Source organism: Paraburkholderia monticola (genome assembly GCF_001580545.1).
In the GTDB taxonomy this organism is placed as follows: Bacteria; Pseudomonadota; Gammaproteobacteria; order Burkholderiales; family Burkholderiaceae; genus Paraburkholderia; species Paraburkholderia monticola.
In genome coordinates, this window is record NZ_LRBG01000038.1 from 243,206 (window position 1) to 257,693 (window position 14,488).

The 14,488-nt window shown below is 66.0% G+C and carries 16 protein-coding genes; 15 read left to right on the forward strand and 1 reads right to left on the reverse strand.

What is annotated here, in order from left to right; all coding sequences use genetic code 11:
- Positions 1–28: 28 nt before the first annotated feature.
- From CI15_RS28570 to CI15_RS28620, 11 genes are all read left to right on the forward strand, one after another.
- Entirely contained in the window at positions 29–934 is a 906-nt protein-coding gene (locus CI15_RS28570; RefSeq protein WP_062134809.1) for a substrate-binding domain-containing protein, read from the forward strand.
- Complete coding sequence (locus tag CI15_RS28575) at positions 931–1,713, forward strand: hypothetical protein (RefSeq protein ID WP_062134812.1); 783 nt, start codon at positions 931–933, stop codon at positions 1,711–1,713. The genes CI15_RS28570 and CI15_RS28575 overlap by 4 nt, the downstream gene beginning before the upstream one ends.
- A 12-nt stretch (positions 1,714–1,725) precedes the next feature.
- On the forward strand, positions 1,726–2,730 hold the full coding sequence (locus CI15_RS28580) for a LysR family transcriptional regulator (protein WP_062134814.1): 1,005 nt from the start codon (positions 1,726–1,728) through the stop codon (positions 2,728–2,730).
- A 4-nt stretch (positions 2,731–2,734) separates the two neighbouring features.
- The gene (locus CI15_RS28585; RefSeq protein WP_063910590.1) at positions 2,735–3,277 is read left to right on the forward strand and encodes a DUF3280 domain-containing protein; all 543 of its coding nucleotides are present in this window, start codon (positions 2,735–2,737) and stop codon (positions 3,275–3,277) included.
- Positions 3,278–3,467: 190 nt separating this feature from the next.
- Complete coding sequence (locus CI15_RS28590) at positions 3,468–4,490, forward strand: AAA family ATPase (protein WP_062134820.1); 1,023 nt, start codon at positions 3,468–3,470, stop codon at positions 4,488–4,490.
- A gap of 20 nt (positions 4,491–4,510) precedes the next feature.
- Positions 4,511–5,401 (forward strand): DUF58 domain-containing protein, encoded by an 891-nt coding sequence (locus tag CI15_RS28595; RefSeq protein WP_062134829.1) that lies wholly within the window; start codon positions 4,511–4,513, stop codon positions 5,399–5,401.
- The gene (locus CI15_RS28600) at positions 5,398–6,360 is read left to right on the forward strand and encodes a hypothetical protein (RefSeq protein ID WP_062134832.1); all 963 of its coding nucleotides are present in this window, start codon (positions 5,398–5,400) and stop codon (positions 6,358–6,360) included. The genes CI15_RS28595 and CI15_RS28600 overlap by 4 nt, the downstream gene beginning before the upstream one ends.
- Positions 6,357–7,343: a vWA domain-containing protein gene (locus tag CI15_RS28605; protein ID WP_062134836.1), complete on the forward strand. Its 987-nt coding sequence runs from the start codon at positions 6,357–6,359 to the stop codon at positions 7,341–7,343. Before CI15_RS28600 ends, CI15_RS28605 begins: the two co-directional genes overlap by 4 nt.
- The gene (locus CI15_RS28610; RefSeq protein WP_062134839.1) at positions 7,340–7,885 is read left to right on the forward strand and encodes a hypothetical protein; all 546 of its coding nucleotides are present in this window, start codon (positions 7,340–7,342) and stop codon (positions 7,883–7,885) included. Before CI15_RS28605 ends, CI15_RS28610 begins: the two co-directional genes overlap by 4 nt.
- The gene (locus tag CI15_RS28615) at positions 7,882–8,892 is read left to right on the forward strand and encodes a vWA domain-containing protein (protein WP_062134842.1); all 1,011 of its coding nucleotides are present in this window, start codon (positions 7,882–7,884) and stop codon (positions 8,890–8,892) included. The genes CI15_RS28610 and CI15_RS28615 overlap by 4 nt, the downstream gene beginning before the upstream one ends.
- 309 nt (positions 8,893–9,201) lie before the next feature.
- Positions 9,202–9,822: a hypothetical protein gene (locus CI15_RS28620; protein ID WP_241495967.1), complete on the forward strand. Its 621-nt coding sequence runs from the start codon at positions 9,202–9,204 to the stop codon at positions 9,820–9,822.
- A 10-nt stretch (positions 9,823–9,832) separates the two neighbouring features.
- Here the strand turns inward: CI15_RS28620 and CI15_RS28625 are convergent, their stop codons facing one another.
- Positions 9,833–10,807: a GlxA family transcriptional regulator gene (locus CI15_RS28625; protein ID WP_062134844.1), complete on the reverse strand. Its 975-nt coding sequence runs from the start codon at positions 10,805–10,807 to the stop codon at positions 9,833–9,835.
- A 133-nt stretch (positions 10,808–10,940) separates the two neighbouring features.
- On the opposite strand from CI15_RS28625, the gene CI15_RS28630 reads away from it, so the two are divergent.
- The 4 genes from CI15_RS28630 (at position 10,941) to CI15_RS28645 (ending at position 14,449) form a co-directional block, all read left to right on the forward strand.
- On the forward strand, positions 10,941–11,624 hold the full coding sequence (locus CI15_RS28630) for a DJ-1/PfpI family protein (RefSeq protein ID WP_062134846.1): 684 nt from the start codon (positions 10,941–10,943) through the stop codon (positions 11,622–11,624).
- A gap of 114 nt (positions 11,625–11,738) precedes the next feature.
- Positions 11,739–12,179, forward strand: coding sequence for a zinc-finger-containing protein (locus CI15_RS28635; RefSeq protein ID WP_062134849.1), 441 nt, complete (start codon positions 11,739–11,741; stop codon positions 12,177–12,179).
- Between the two features lie 219 nt (positions 12,180–12,398).
- Positions 12,399–13,376 carry an ABC transporter substrate-binding protein gene (locus tag CI15_RS28640; RefSeq protein ID WP_062134852.1) on the forward strand — a complete coding sequence of 326 codons (978 nt, stop codon included), beginning with the start codon at positions 12,399–12,401 and terminating at the stop codon, positions 13,374–13,376.
- Positions 13,377–13,423: 47 nt separating this feature from the next.
- On the forward strand, positions 13,424–14,449 hold the full coding sequence (locus tag CI15_RS28645) for an amidohydrolase family protein (protein ID WP_062134855.1): 1,026 nt from the start codon (positions 13,424–13,426) through the stop codon (positions 14,447–14,449).
- Positions 14,450–14,488 lie beyond the last annotated feature (39 nt).

Genomic DNA, 14,488 nt, shown 5'->3' on the forward strand with positions numbered 1-14,488 from the left:
CGTGCCGTCATTCTTCCGGAGGCTCACGATGCGTGATAAGAGAAGCATGTCCCTGCATGTCGGCGTGATCGCCGCCGCGCTCTGCGGCGCGGCGCTCGCAAGTGCCGCGGTCCGGGCGGACGGCCCCGCGCTGCCGAACAACGACGGCGCGGACGGCGTGCTCAGGGTGTGCGCGGACCCGAACAACATGCCGCTGTCGAACGACAAGGGCGAGGGCTACGAGAACCGGATCGCGGCCCAGATGGCGAGCGACTTCGGCTACAAGCTCGAATACACGTATTTTCCGCAGCGCATGGGCTTCGTGCGTCACACCTTGCGCGAGAAGGAGGAGGGCAGCGAGCGCTATCGCTGCGACCTGATCATCGGCGTGCCGAAGGGCTATGACATGACGTCGACGACGCAGCCCTATCTGCGCTCGACTTACGCAATGGTGCTGCCGAACCGCCCCGAGTTCGCCAGCATCAAGACCCCCGACGACCTGTTCAAGCTGCCGCCCGATCAATTGCACAAGCTGCGCTTTGGCATCTTTTCGCAAACTCCCGCGGTGGACTGGCTGCTCGGCCACAATCTGATCGACCAGGCGGTGTCGTATCAGGTGCAAAGCGGCGATCCGGGCGTGTACCCCGGTCAGATGATCGAACATGACCTGCGCGCGGGCAATGTCGACGTGGCGTTCCTGTGGGGGCCGATCGCGGGCTACTTCGTCAAGCGCGCCGGTGACTCGGTCAGGCTCGTGCCGTTCCCACCGCAACCCGGCATCCGCTTCGACTACACGATTTCGATGGGCGTGCGCTACGGTGAGAAGGATTGGAAGGACAAGGTGGATCAATGGATCGGCGCGAATCACGACAAGATCGACAGCATTCTCGCCACCTATCAGGTGCCGATGCTCAAACCGGTCGACGTGCCGAAGCCCGGCGACGCGTCGCAATGACGCGCGCGCGCGGCGCGTGGCTGGCCGCGGCTCGCGCCGCGCTGTTCTCGACGCTGTGCGTGCTGGGCGCGTTGTACGCGCTGTACGCTTCTCCGGCCGCGCGCGCGGCGAGCGCGGCGTCGACGCCGGGCGGCGACCAGATCACGGCGGCCGAGCGGCTGATTTTCCTGACCGATCATCTGCACGGCGTCGCCGCGCAGACCGAGCTCGACTACGCGCTGATCGACTCCGCGCAGCCGACGCATGGCACCGATGTCGTCAAGGTGCTGGTGGTGAGCCCGGACAATGCGAAAGGCGACGCGCAGGTGTCCGACCATAGCGGCAACGTGAACCTGCCGATCGGCGGACTGCAGTGCAATCCGGCGATCATCTATTTTCTCGAGCACGACATCGCGGAGATGCAGGGTCTCACCGGCGGGCAGCGCCGCTATTTCCAGCAGCGCCTGCGTCTCGCGCTCGCCGCGGGGCCGCAGATCGAGAGCGTGCCGAGCGCGGTCGGCGGCAAGCCGGTCAGCGCGCGGCGCATCGTCGTGCAGCCTTATCTGAACGATCCGAATGCGGAGCGCTTCGCGCAATACACGGGCAAGCGCTACACGTTCCTGCTCGCCGACGGCGTGCCGGGCCAGGTCGTGCAGATTCGCACCGACGTGCCCGGGCCCAACAACGATTTCGCGCATCCGGCGCACACGGAGTCATTGAGCTTTCAGTCCGCACTGAGCAAGTTGCCGACGCCGGGCAAGGCGGTGAAGCCGTCGAATGCGCCGCGCGCCAGTCGTTGAGGCAATCGTTCAATGCAGAACGCGAGTTCCACGGCGAACCGGGTCAAGCTGAATTTCGTTCGCACGCTGACGCTGCGGCAATTGCAGATCTTCGTCGTCGCGAGCCGCTATACGAGCTTTGCGCGCGCGGCCGAGGAGTTGCATCTGACCCAGCCGGCGGTTTCGATGCAGATTCATCAGCTCGAAGATGCGGTCGGCCTGCGTCTGTTCGAGCGGGTTGCGCGCAAGCTCTCGCTGACCGAAGCGGGCGAGGTGCTGACTCATCACGCGAGCCGCATTCTCGGCGAAATCAAGGACGCCGAAGACGCGATGATGTCGCTCAAGCAGGCCGACAGCGGCTCGATCAACGTTGGCATCGTCAGCTCGGCGACCTACTTCGCGCCGAAACTGCTGGCGATGTACTCGCATCTTTATCCGAAGGTCGATGTGCACTTCTCGGTCGGCAATCGCGACGCGTTGCTGCGTCTGTTGCAGGACAATGCGATCGATCTCGCGATCATGGGTCGTCCGCCGCCCGAACTCGACACCACGGCCGAGCCGCTCGCGAGCCATCCACAGGTGGTGATCGCGCCGTTGAATCATCCGCTGCGCGGCGCGCGGCGCTTCGATCTGCAAGAACTCCGCAACGATACCTTCCTGTTGCGCGAACCCGGCTCGGGCACGCGCATGGCCGCCGAGGTGATGTTCCGCCAGCATCTGTTCACGCCGGCGAAGACCATCACGCTCGGCAGCAACGAAACGATCAAGCAGGCGGTGATGGCGGGCATGGGCGTCAGTCTGATTTCGCTGCATACCTTGCAGCTGGAACTGCGCACCGGCGAGATCGCGATGCTCGACGTGAACGGCACGCCGATCGAACGAACATGGCAGGTCGTGCATCTGCGCTCGAAGCAGCTTTCGCCGACCAGCGTGATGTTCCGGCAGTTTCTGCTCGAACATGCGGCCGTCCATCTGGAGCAGGAATATGCGGCGTTGGCGGGCGTGTTCGCGAAACCGCCGGTCGGCGCGGAGCGGTAGCGTCATGCATGGGCTGCGTGCGTGGCTTTCGTTTCGCCTGGCTTTGCTGTGCGTAGGCTGCGCCGGTTTCCTCGTGATCGGCGTCGCTCCGGCGCATGCCGGGCCGGTATCGATCGCGGTGCTGAACTGCGGCCTGCTCGACGACAACGCCGCCTATAACGACGCCGACACCAACCGCGCACAAGCGGCGCGCATCGAGATGGTCAGCAACGCGCTGCGCGCGCAGCTCGAGGCGAGCCAGCGCTACCACGTCGCCGACAACAGCCGCGCAGCCGATCTGATCGCGCGGCTCGGCAGCACGCAAGACCTGACGACCTGCGACGACTGCGCGCGCCAGGTCGGGCGAGCGCTCGGCGTCGAGCAGGTGGGCGTGTGCTGGGTGCAGAAAGTCAGCAACCTGATCCTCAATCTGAACCTGCGCATCGAAGACGTCGCGAGCGGCAAGACCGTGTTCCAGCGCTCGGTCGACATACGCGGCAATACGGACCTGTCATGGCGGCGCGGCGCGACGGCGCTCGTCGGCCTGCTGGTGAACGACGCGTCCTAGCCGATGACACAGTGTGTCCCCGCCTGTCGTGACAGGCTGCCAACTTTTCGCATTCGATTTAACTCTTCCATCAGCCGCGCGCGATCGGCATAAACCGTGCTTGAACGGAAGGCTGGCGAGTCGTGAAGCGCATCGACGTTCGAGCGTCGTGCCAATAAACGCCGGCCACCACGAAAAGGGGATCGCAGCGATGGTTTCTGGCGAGCAGCTTCAGGACTGGCGTTCTCACGCACAGCAGATCGAAGACGAAGTCGCGAGAGTCGTGGTCGGTGAGCAGCAGATCCTGAGGCTCATCAACGTCGCGTTGTTCGCCCGCGGCCACGTGCTGCTAGAAGGCGGCGTCGGCGTCGGCAAGACGACCGTGTTGCGCGCGTTCGCACGCGTGGTTGGCGGCGACTTCGAGCGCGTCGAAGGCACGATCGATCTGATGCCGGGCGACCTCGTCTATCACACCTACGTCGATGGCCAGGGCAAGCCACGCATCGAGCCGGGCCCGCTGCTGCGGCACGGCGAGCAACTGACCACCTTCTTCTTCAACGAGATCAATCGCGCGCGTCCGCAGGTGCAATCGCTGCTGCTGCGCGCGATGGCCGAGCGTTCCGTCTGGGCATTCGACCGCGAGTATCGCTTTCCGCACATGACCGTGTTCGCCGACCGCAACAAGGTCGAGAAGGAGGAGACCTTCGAGCTCGCATCGGCGGCGCGCGACCGCTTCCTGTTCGAGCTGAACATGCCGACGCCAACCGACGCCCAGGCGCGGCGCAGCCTCGTCTTCGACACGAGGTTCCATGACGTCGACGGCCTGCTCGCGCAACTGACGCCGTCGATCGTGCCGTGGGAGCAGTTGAACCGGATCGGCGCGGCGATCCAGCAGGGCGTGCAGGCGAGTGAGACGATCGAGCGCTACGTGCTCGACATCTGGCAGGCGACGGAAACGCCGCTGCAGTTCGGCATCGCGCTCGACGGCGTCGACATGCAGCAGCTGATTCTGGCGGGCGCGAGTCCGCGTGGCATGAGCGCGCTGTTGCGGGCCGCGCGCGTGGTCGCCTGGCTCGCGGGGCGCACGCATCTGATTCCGGAGGATATTCACGAGGTGCTGCTGCCGGCGCTCGGTCATCGCGTGTTCTTCACACCGATCTACGAGCTGCGCCGCCAGGAACTGGCCGAAGCGTTGATCGCGCGAATCGTCGCGAACGTCGCCGTGCCGCGCTGAACGTCGCCGCACGCACCACGATGAACGGCACCGCCGAATTCCACTATCGTCTGCCCATGCGCGCGGGCGGCGCGCGGCCCGGCTCGCATCCCGGTTCGAGCTTCGGCTCGGGGCAGCAGTTCGCGATGCACGGCCGGCTGTTCGACCATCCGGATCCGCGCCGGCTCGATCTGCGTGCGAGCTTGCGCGCGGCGCGCGACGACGAGTGGCTCGTGCGGGTGCATTTACAGCGCGTCGCGGTGGCGGTGTTCGCGGTCGTCGACGTATCGGCGTCGATGCGATTCGGCTCCCGCCGAACCAAGCTGGAGGTGGCCGCCGATTTCGTCGAAGCGCTGGGCCATAGCGCGTTCCGTGTCGGCGACCGGCTCGGCATGCTGGCCTTCGACAGCGGCGAACGCGACGATCTGTTCATGCCGGCACGCACCGGGCGGGGTACCGGCACGCTGCTCGCGAGCATGTTGCGCGCGTGCGCGAGCGATCTGGCCGAGGGCGCGGCCGATCGTCAGACCGGATCCGCATCCGTAGAAGGATTGCGGCGCTGCGTGAGCCGTGTCGCCGGACGCCAGGCGCTCGTGTTCGTCGTGTCCGATTTCCATTGGCCGCTCGCGCAGCTGTCGCCGGTGCTCGACATGCTGGTGCATGCGTGCGTGGTGCCGATGGTCGTGTGGGACGAGGCCGAGATCACGCCGCCGCGGCACGCCTCGCTGCTGGCCGTCAACGATGCGGAGTCGGGCGAGGAGCGCCGTGTATGGCTCTCCCGCGACGTGCGCGAGCGCTGGCGCGAAGGCGTCGCGCGTCGTCGCGACGAACTCGCCGCGGTGTTCGGCCCGCGCGGCATGCGGCCGTTCTATGTCGAAGGCGGGTTCGATCCGGAAGCGATGTCGCGCTACTTTCTGGAGATGACGGCATGAGCGCGCGCGGCGGGAGCGGTGGCGGTGCGGGTCGGGCGGTGACACGCCGGGCGGCGCCACGCGCGCTGATCGCGGCACTCTGCGCCGCCGCCTGCGCGACGGCCAGCGCCGCCGCGGTGAATGCGCTCGTTCAGGAGCCGCGCGCGTTCGGCTACGTGCTCGGCGATGTGCTGACGCAGCGCGTGCTGCTGGAAGCCAACGGCCGGGATCTCGGCGCGGTGACGCCGCCTTCGGTCGGGCGCACGGGTATGTGGCTCGAACGCCGGCCCGTCACGCTCGAAACCGATGCCAACGGCCGCAAGTGGATGGTGATCGCGTATCAGGTCGTCAACGCGCCGCAGACGCTCACGCAGATCACGCTGCCCGCGTTGACGTTGACCTCGGCGGCGGGCACGCAATTGCAGGTCGCCGAATGGCCGGCCAGCATCGGACCGTTGACACCGCAGACCGCGTTCGCCACCGGCGATCTGCAGCCGCTGCGGCCCGATCGTCAGGCGCCGATGCTGGACACGGCCAGCCTGCGTCGACAGATCGCATGGTCGCTCGGGCTGCTGCTCGCGACCCTGCTTGCATGGGCCACCTGGTGGTGGTCGCGCAACTGGCGCGAGTCGGCGCGGCTGCCGTTCGCGCGCGCATGGCGGCAGATGCAACGGCTGCCGCAAGCGCCAGCCGCGTCATCGAGCGATGCGTGGGTCTGCCTGCATCGCGCGCTGAACGAAACCGCCGGCCAGGTCGTGCACGCGGGTTCGCTATCCGCGTTGCTGGCGCGCGCGCCGTATCTGCAACCGCAGCGCGCGCAGCTCGAACGTTTCTATCAGGTGTCGTCCGAGCGGTTTTTCGCGCCCGCGCCGCAAGCGGCCGCGAACGGTGGCGAACGCGCCGGCGAGCACCCCGGCGAGTTTCCGTTGCACGCGCTATGCCGTGCGTTGTATCGGGCTGAACGGCGCCATCAGCGATGACCATGAACCTCGATTTCGCCTTCCCGTGGATGCTCGCGCTGCTGCCGCTCGCCGCGCTGCCGCTGCTGCGTCGACGCAGCGATACGCTGGTGTTCTCCAGCGTCGCGTGGCTGCCCGCCGACGAGCTCGGGCGCGTCGCCGGTTGGGTCACGCGCGGCGGCGCGGCGCTCGCGATTGCGGCGATCGTCGTCGGGCTGGCGGGGCCGGGGCGCTCGCAGTTGCAGGTGATGCGCACGGGCAGCGGCGCGCAGATCCTGATCCTGATGGACCGCAGCGCGAGCATGGACGAACCGATGGGCAGCAGGGGCGTCGAGACGCCGCGCGGCGACTCCAAGAACCAGGTGGCGCGCGCCGCGTTGACGCACTTCGTCGAGCAGCGGCCGAACGACCGGCTCGCGTTCATGATGTTCGGCACCAGCCCCGTGCTGGCGATGCCGTTCACCTACAACCATCGCGTGATCGAGGCGGCGATCGCGGGCACGGCGACTGGCCGCGGCATGCCGGACACCGAGCTCGATCGCGGCATGCTCGCGGCAATCGCGCAGTTCGAGGGGCGGCTGTCGTCGGGGCGTCGCGCGATCGTGCTCGTCTCCGACGGCGGCGCACTGCTCGACGAACCGATGCAACGACGCATCCGCGAAGGACTGCAACGCAACAAGATCGCGCTGTACTTCATCTACTTGCGCAGCAGCATCTACAGTCCGGATCTGAACGCGACGCTGCCCGCCAGCGCAGACTCGGCCGAAGCGCAACTGCATCGCTACTTTCTGACGCTCGGCACGCCTTACCGGCTGTTTCAGGCCGAGGACCCGAAGGCGATGATGGCGGCGATCGCCGAGATCAACCGGCAGCAGAACGCGACGACGACCTTCATCGAGCATTTGCCTCGCCAGGACCTGAGTCCGTACTGTTTCGCGCTCGCGTTGTTCTGTGCGGCGCTGCTGGTGCTACTGCACCAGTTGCAGGTCAGGAGCTGGGCATGACGCGCACGCTGATCCACACGCTGTTCGGCACCGTCGCGATCTGTTGCGCCGCGTGGGCCGCGTATGGCTTCGTTCGTCTGCAAAATGCGCAGCGCGTCGAGCAAGCCGTTCTCGCGACGAACGCCGCATCGCGCGACGACCCCGCGGGCGACCCCGTGCGCGAGGTTCAGCTGGCCCACGCGATCGCGCTGTCGAAAGCGGGCGCCTACGACGCGGCGGCGCGGCTTTATAACGGCCTGATCCCCGCGGGCGGTCCACCCGACGAAGTGGGCCGCGCGGCCCTGTTCGATCTGGGCAATCTGTACCTGCGCGAAGGCACCGGCGACACCGCGCAGACGGTCCGGTCACTGGCAATGATCGGTGAGGCCAAGGCGCGCTACCGGCTCGCGTTGCGCGCGGCGCCTGACGATTGGGACGCGCGCTACAACCTCGAGCGCGCGCTGTGGCTTGCGCCGGAAACGCAGTCGGCGCTCGCCGGTCCCGATGTGAAAGAGCAGCACAACGTCAAACTGCGCGACGCGCAGAGCCAGGACTTGCCATGAGCGGCGTCTCGCGCGAGCGTGGCTTCACGAGCTTGCGGCACATCTTGACGCCGCTCGCGCTCGTCGCCTTGATCGCGGCGGTCGCGATGCCGGAGATCACGCTGCCGCGCAATACGTTTAACTACATCGTGACGTTCGATATCACCCAAAGCATGGACGTCGAGGACGTGGTGCTCGACGGCGCCCCGGTCAGCCGGCTCAAATTCGCCCAGGCGTCGATGCGCGATGCGCTCGGGCGCTTGCCGTGCGGCTCGAAGGTGGGCTGGAGCGTGTTCACGGGGCAGCGGGTGTTGCTGCTGATGTCGCCGGTCGAGGTGTGCGGCAACTACGACGCGCTGCTGGTGTCGCTCGACGCCATCGACGGACGGATGCGCTGGACCAACTGGAGTCGCATCGCCGAAGGTGGCGTCTATTCGGCCGTGCGCGTCGCGCAGCAGGTTGGCGGCGGCGCGGCGATCGCGTTCGTCACCGATGGACAGGAGGCGCCGCCGGTGTCGGCATCGCGTGCGTTGATGGAAGGCATCAACGCCGCGCGGATCAGGGGCTGGCTGATCGGCGTGGGCGGCGACCAGCCAGCGGCGATTCCGAAGACCGACGTCGCCGGCAACCGGATCGGTTACTGGCAGGCCGACGACGTGATCCAGGCGCCCCCTGCGCCGGGGTCCGGCGTCGAGCCGCAGACCCACGAGGAGTTGTCCGAATTGCGAGGCGAGTACCTGGCGTCGGTGGCGGGGCAGACCGGCCTCGACTACCGGCGCCTGCTGAGCGTGACTTCATTCGGCGATGCGCTGCTCGACCCGCGCTTCGCTCGCCGCGAACCTGTGCCGACCGATCTGCGCTGGGGTCCCGCGCTGCTCGCGTTGCTGCTGCTCGTCGCGCGCTTCGTACCCGATGCCGTTCTCGCCGGGCCGCGCGCCTGGCGCAAGCGCGTTCGAACGATCGTTTTACTCGTTGCGCCGGCATTCAATCGTCGGCCGGTCCGCGTTGACCGAACACCGCGAGCGTGAACGTTGACACTGCAACGGTCTAAGGCGCGGGTTGACTAACGAATGGCGTCGTTGTTTGCCGAGCCTCGCAAGAGTTGCCGGGATCGACCGACTCGAGAGGCTCGCGCCAGAAGCTTTTGCCGCTCTGCGATCTCTGAGAGCGCTTCCAGGAATCATTCTCAGCCCTTCGAACGCGACCTCGACCCAGCATCGAGCCGCGCAGGCGAACGAGCTCGACCTACTCAGACGGCATACCTCACACATTGACCTACCGGTCCGCGAATGACTGACTACAATGACTGAATGCAAGCGACGCTGTGAGGCGCTCGGTTGAGCTGGAGCGCTTTGTCATGTGACGTTTCAGTTCCTTCACCGGAGGGCATGCCGATGACGTGCCAAAACGAAAGGATTGGCGTGGCGCTCTTCATCGTGATGTGCGGCTACGCGTACGCGGGCGGCCCCACCGGTGATGCGTCCGCAGGGATGATGGTTGCCAACATCGTTACCTCGCCCGTCGAAGTCGTGCCGCCGATTCCCGAGCCTCGGCACTACTTCGAGCAACAGCGCTTTGCGATGGAGTACCAGGGGGATCACGGCAAACCGTTCTACGCGCAAATCGATAATTTTTATAGCGTGGACCTGACGCACGATGTCCATCCCGGCGGCGCCCCGAAGTCACTGGCGTCGGCCGGACCGCAGTTCGCACCGGTGTCCGAACCCGGGGCGAACGCTGGCGCGAAGGACGCTTCGAATACGCTGCTTATCGGTCCATACACCGGACCGCAAATATCGATCGTTCAGATGAACGGTTCAGCGTTGTCGATTGGCCAGTCACCGCAGCGACGTCTGTCGTTGACGGTCGACGACTGGGTGTTCTCCGGTACCGCGCGGGTCGCGATTCTGCATTCACACGATACGGGCGCGACGCTCATCGTTAAACGTCGCTTCTGAGCGATGCGCGTCACGTCGACGAAAAACGCTCGCGATACACCTGCGGCGCCACGCGCAACTGCCGCACGAAGCTGCAACGCATGGTTTCCTCGCTGCCGAATCCACAGCGCGCCGCGACCCGTTTGATCGACAACGATGTCTCGCTGAGCAGTCGCTGTGCTGCTTCGATACGCAACTGTTCGACCGTGCGGGCAGGGGTGCGGCCCGTTTGCGCCTTGTAGTGGCGCATGAAGCTGCGCTCGCTCATATGCAGCCGTTGCGCGAGCGCGGGGACCGACAGATCCGCGGTGAGATGCGAGCTCATCCATGCATGCAATTCGCCGAAGCGGTCGTCGGCATCCTGCAAGGACAACATGGCGCTGAACTGCGACTGACCACCCGGCCGCTTCAGAAACACGACGAGCTCGCGCGCGACGTCGAGTGCCAACGCGCGTCCGTGATCTTCTTCGAGCATGGCGAGCGCGAGATCGATGCCGGCGGTGACGCCCGCCGAAGTCCAGATCGTGCCGTCGCGAATGAAGATCGGATCGGCTTCGACGCGCAGTTGCGGATACGCCTGCGCGAGTTCGTCGCAACGCCCCCAATGCGTGGCGACGCGCCGGCCGTCGAGCAGTCCCGCCTCGGCGAGCACGAACGCGCCCGAGCAGACCGACGCGACGCGTCTGCACTGCGGCGCCTGGCGCCGCGTCCAGCGGATCAGACGCTGGTCGGCCGATGCCTCGCGAATCCCCCAGCCGCCCGGCACGATCAGCGTATCGACCGCCCCCTTCACCGAGCGTAGCGAACCGGCCACCACCGCGAGTCCCGACGACGACGTGACAGGTCCGGCAACGGCTGCGACGACGCGCGGCGCGTAGAGTTTGTCGAGGCCGCGCTGCGCGACGAGTTCATTGGCCGACGCGAATACCTGGAGCGGACCGCTGACGTCGAGCAGTTGCATGTTCGGGAAGGCGAGCAACACGATGGAGCGAAGCACGTGGGACATGGCGTGGCGAGCCTGGCAGAAAGCAAGGGGTGAATGGCAGTCTTGCCAAAGACTACGCGCATAGAATCGATCCGTCCACCTGGAAGAATTGGCAGATGGCGCGTTTCGATTTCTCATTCGATAAGGCATCCATATGACTCTGCAAATCGGTTTTCTGGTATTTCCGAAAGTTCAGCAACTCGATCTGACCTGCCCGCACGAGGTGCTCGCGTCGCTGCCGGGCGCCACGACGCATCTGATCTGGAAGACGCGCGAGCCCGTGGTGGCGAGCAACGGGCTCGTGCTGACGCCGGACACCACGTACGAAAGCTGCCCGCCGCTCGACGTGATCTGTGTGCCGGGCGGAAGCGGTGTGACCGATCTGTTGCAGGACGCGCAGACGATCGACTTCGTGCGTCGACAGGCGGCGAGCGCGCGCTACGTGACGTCGGTCTGCACCGGCGCGCTGCTGCTGGGCGCGGCCGGTTTGCTGCGCGGCCGACGCGCGACGACTCACTGGGGGTTCCATTCGTTACTGGAACCGCTCGGCGCGATACCGACGCGCGCGCGCGTGGTTCGCGACGGCAATCTGATTACGGGCGGCGGCGTGACGGCGGGCATCGACTTCGGGCTGACGCTCGCCGCGGAACTCGCGGGGGTCGAGGAGGCGCAGGCGATCCAGCTCGAACTCGAATACGCGCCGGCGCCGCCGTTCGATGCGGGCGATCCCGAGTTGGCGCCGCAAGCGGTGGTGGAGCTGGTCCGGCAGCGCTCGGCCGAAGGATTGGCGAGGCGGCGTCGGGTGGTGATGGAGATTGCGCGCGAGCAGGCTGCGTGATTCTCGCGCCTTGCATGGGGACGCGGGCATTCCATTAAACTGTCTGACTTCAACTGTTCTCGCCAGTCGGTTCGATGCGATGAAGTATCACGATATTGCCCTGGAGCATTCCCCATGCGCGTAGGCAAGCCCGTCAAGGCACTGCCGCAGCCGTCCTGCGACTACTGCGGCAGCCGCGCATTGCTCGCGCGTTATGGCGACGAGGCCTATCCGTATCGCGGCGACCAGGGGCCGCTGTGGATCTGCTCCGCGTGTCAGGCCTGGATCGGCGTTTATGCGCGCAGCAAACACAACCTGCCGCTCGGCCGCCTCGCCGACGCGACCTTGCGCGAGGCGAAAAGCAGGCTGCACGATGCGCTCGAACCGCTCGTCGCCGGCAAGGTGCGCCGCGATGGCGTCAACGCGTTCGAAGCGCGCGCGAAAGCGATCCGTTGGGTCGCGACCGAGCTGGGCTTCGATCCGGTTCCGGCGAGTATTCACGCGTTCACGCCCGAGCAGTGCGAACAGGCACTGCGCTACGTCGAGGCTTTCATCGAGGCTCGGCGGGCGCGATAACGCGATCCGCCCAGCCGTCCGCGTCCTGTCATTGCTGCCGGCAACCCCCGCCGGAGCGCCTTCCCGGCGCCTCTCCAGCCCCACCAAAAAGTGCCATTGAATCTACTTTTTGTGTAGGGACGCTCGTCCCGTCCTCCCCTATTCTTACGCCATCGAGACGCTACGTTGCGCGCTGCGGCCCTTACCCCGCAGCCCGCGACGATCAATCCACAGGAGAGGATGTTGACCAAGAAAGTCCCGCTCAAGATCGCGATCGCTGAGCATCCGCATACGTCGGCCATCCGTAATGGATCCATCCCTATCGAGGGCGTCGACGCCGAGTTCGTCACCGTCAAGCCGCAAATCGGCGCGTTCCGCCGCATGGTGCGCGACGTCGAATTCGACGTTTGCGAACTCGCGCCGACCACCTACATCATCGCGCGTGCCTATGGCGCGCCGTTCGTCGGCCTGCCGATCTTCGTCGTGCGGCGGTTTCATCACGGCGGTCTGCTGGTGCGTCCGGACGCGGGCATCAACACGCCGAAGGATCTCGAAGGCAAGAAGGTCGGCGTGCGCGCCTATTCCGTCACGACCGGCGTGTGGACGCGTCAGGTGCTGATCGACGAGTTCGGTCTCGATTCGTCGAAGGTGACGTGGGTCGTCGACGACGAAGAACACGTGACGCAACTGAAGCTGCCGGCGAACGTCATTCATGCGCCGGAAGGCAGCTCGCTCGCCGAGATGATGGCATCGGGCGAACTGTCGGCGGGTTTTGCCGCGGCTGCGGGCATCGGCCGCACCGGTGCGCCGACGGGCGGCTGGCAGGAAGTCGAGGCCGACTATCCGGATCTGCTGCCGAACGCGACCGAACTCGAAACCGAGTACTACGCGCGCACTGGCGTGTATCCGATGCACGGCACGATCGTCGTCAAGGACTCGGTGCTCGCCGAGCATCCGTGGATCGCGAAGTCGCTGTTCGATGCGTTCGCGCAGGCGAAGAAGGAATGGCTCGAACGGCTCGACGCCGGTGAGGCGACGAGCGCGAGCGACAAGAAGTATCTCGAACTGCGCAAGATCGTCGGTCACGATCCGCTGCCGTACGGTCTGCAGGAAAACCTCAAGACGATCGAAACGCTCGAAGCGACCGCGTTCAAGCAGGGTCTCACGCCGCGCCGCATGTCCATCGACGAGCTGTTCGTCGACCCGCTGGCCCGCTAAGCAACAGAGGCGTTTGACGCCGACCCGACGATTCGAACGGAGACACCATGATTATCGATTGCCACGGTCATTTCACGACCGTCCCGGCTTCCTTTCGCGCCTGGCGCGCCAAACAGGTCGAGTTCGCGAACGACCCGGCCAACGCGCCCGCGCGTGACGGCGCCTTCGTCAGCGACGACGAGATTCGCGAAGCGATCGGCAACGGTCAGCTCAAGCTGCAGCGCGAGCGCGGCAGCGACCTGACGCTGTTCTCGCCGATCGCGGGGCTGATGAGCCACCACCTCGGCAACGAACGCACGAGCCTCGAGTGGGCAGAAGTCTCGAACGACCTCGTGTATCGCGTGACCGAACTCTATCCGGACAACTTCGCGCCGGTCTGCCAGTTGCCGCAATCGCCGGGCGTTGCGCCCGCCAATTCGATCGCCGAATTGCGCCGCTGCGTCGAGCAGCTCGGCTTCGTCGGCTGCAACCTGAACCCGGACCCGAGCGGCGGCTACTGGACCGGCAAGCCGATGACGGACCGCGAGTGGTATCCGCTCTATGAAGCGCTCGTCGATCTCGACGTGCCCGCGATGATTCACGTCGCCGCGTCGTGCAACCCGTGTTTTCACGGCACCGGCGCGCACTATCTGAACGCGGACACGTCGGTGTTCATGCAGATCCTGCAGTCGGACCTGTTCAAGGATTTCCCGACGCTGCGTCTCGTGATTCCGCATGGCGGCGGCGCGGTGCCGTATCACTGGGGCCGTTATCGCGGCATGTCGCTCGAAATGCGCGAGCGTCCGCTGGAAGGATTGCTGGACAACATCTTCTTCGACTCGTGCGTGTATCACCAGCCGGGCGTCGAGCTGTTGACGAAGGTGATTCCCGCCGACAACGTGCTGTTCGGCTCGGAAATGATCGGCGCGGTGCGCGGCAAGGACCCGGCAACCGGTCACTACTTCGACGACACGAAGCGCTATATCGACGGCTGCGCGGCATTGAGCGACGAGGATCGCCACAAGATCTTCGAAGGCAACGCACGGCGTGTCTATCCGCGTCTCGATGCGCGCCTCAAAGCGCGTGGCAAATAAGCCCATGGCAAATAAGCCCATGGCAAACAAGCACGAGGC

What these genes read in the sequence shown, in the direction of transcription:
- CI15_RS28595 (WP_062134829.1), top strand. Translation starts at nt 4,511, where the DNA reads ATGAACGGCACCGCCGAATTCCACTATCGTCTGCCCATGCGCGCGGGC.
- CI15_RS28605 (WP_062134836.1), top strand. Translation starts at nt 6,357, where the DNA reads ATGACCATGAACCTCGATTTCGCCTTCCCGTGGATGCTCGCGCTGCTG.
- CI15_RS28600 (WP_062134832.1), top strand. Translation starts at nt 5,398, where the DNA reads ATGAGCGCGCGCGGCGGGAGCGGTGGCGGTGCGGGTCGGGCGGTGACA.
- CI15_RS28610 (WP_062134839.1), top strand. Translation starts at nt 7,340, where the DNA reads ATGACGCGCACGCTGATCCACACGCTGTTCGGCACCGTCGCGATCTGT.
- CI15_RS28570 (WP_062134809.1), top strand. Translation starts at nt 29, where the DNA reads ATGCGTGATAAGAGAAGCATGTCCCTGCATGTCGGCGTGATCGCCGCC.
- CI15_RS28645 (WP_062134855.1), top strand. Translation starts at nt 13,424, where the DNA reads ATGATTATCGATTGCCACGGTCATTTCACGACCGTCCCGGCTTCCTTT.
- CI15_RS28625 (WP_062134844.1), bottom strand. Translation starts at nt 10,807, where the DNA reads ATGTCCCACGTGCTTCGCTCCATCGTGTTGCTCGCCTTCCCGAACATG.
- CI15_RS28635 (WP_062134849.1), top strand. Translation starts at nt 11,739, where the DNA reads ATGCGCGTAGGCAAGCCCGTCAAGGCACTGCCGCAGCCGTCCTGCGAC.
- CI15_RS28590 (WP_062134820.1), top strand. Translation starts at nt 3,468, where the DNA reads ATGGTTTCTGGCGAGCAGCTTCAGGACTGGCGTTCTCACGCACAGCAG.
- CI15_RS28630 (WP_062134846.1), top strand. Translation starts at nt 10,941, where the DNA reads ATGACTCTGCAAATCGGTTTTCTGGTATTTCCGAAAGTTCAGCAACTC.
- CI15_RS28640 (WP_062134852.1), top strand. Translation starts at nt 12,399, where the DNA reads ATGTTGACCAAGAAAGTCCCGCTCAAGATCGCGATCGCTGAGCATCCG.
- CI15_RS28575 (WP_062134812.1), top strand. Translation starts at nt 931, where the DNA reads ATGACGCGCGCGCGCGGCGCGTGGCTGGCCGCGGCTCGCGCCGCGCTG.
- CI15_RS28585 (WP_063910590.1), top strand. Translation starts at nt 2,735, where the DNA reads ATGCATGGGCTGCGTGCGTGGCTTTCGTTTCGCCTGGCTTTGCTGTGC.
- CI15_RS28615 (WP_062134842.1), top strand. Translation starts at nt 7,882, where the DNA reads ATGAGCGGCGTCTCGCGCGAGCGTGGCTTCACGAGCTTGCGGCACATC.
- CI15_RS28580 (WP_062134814.1), top strand. Translation starts at nt 1,726, where the DNA reads ATGCAGAACGCGAGTTCCACGGCGAACCGGGTCAAGCTGAATTTCGTT.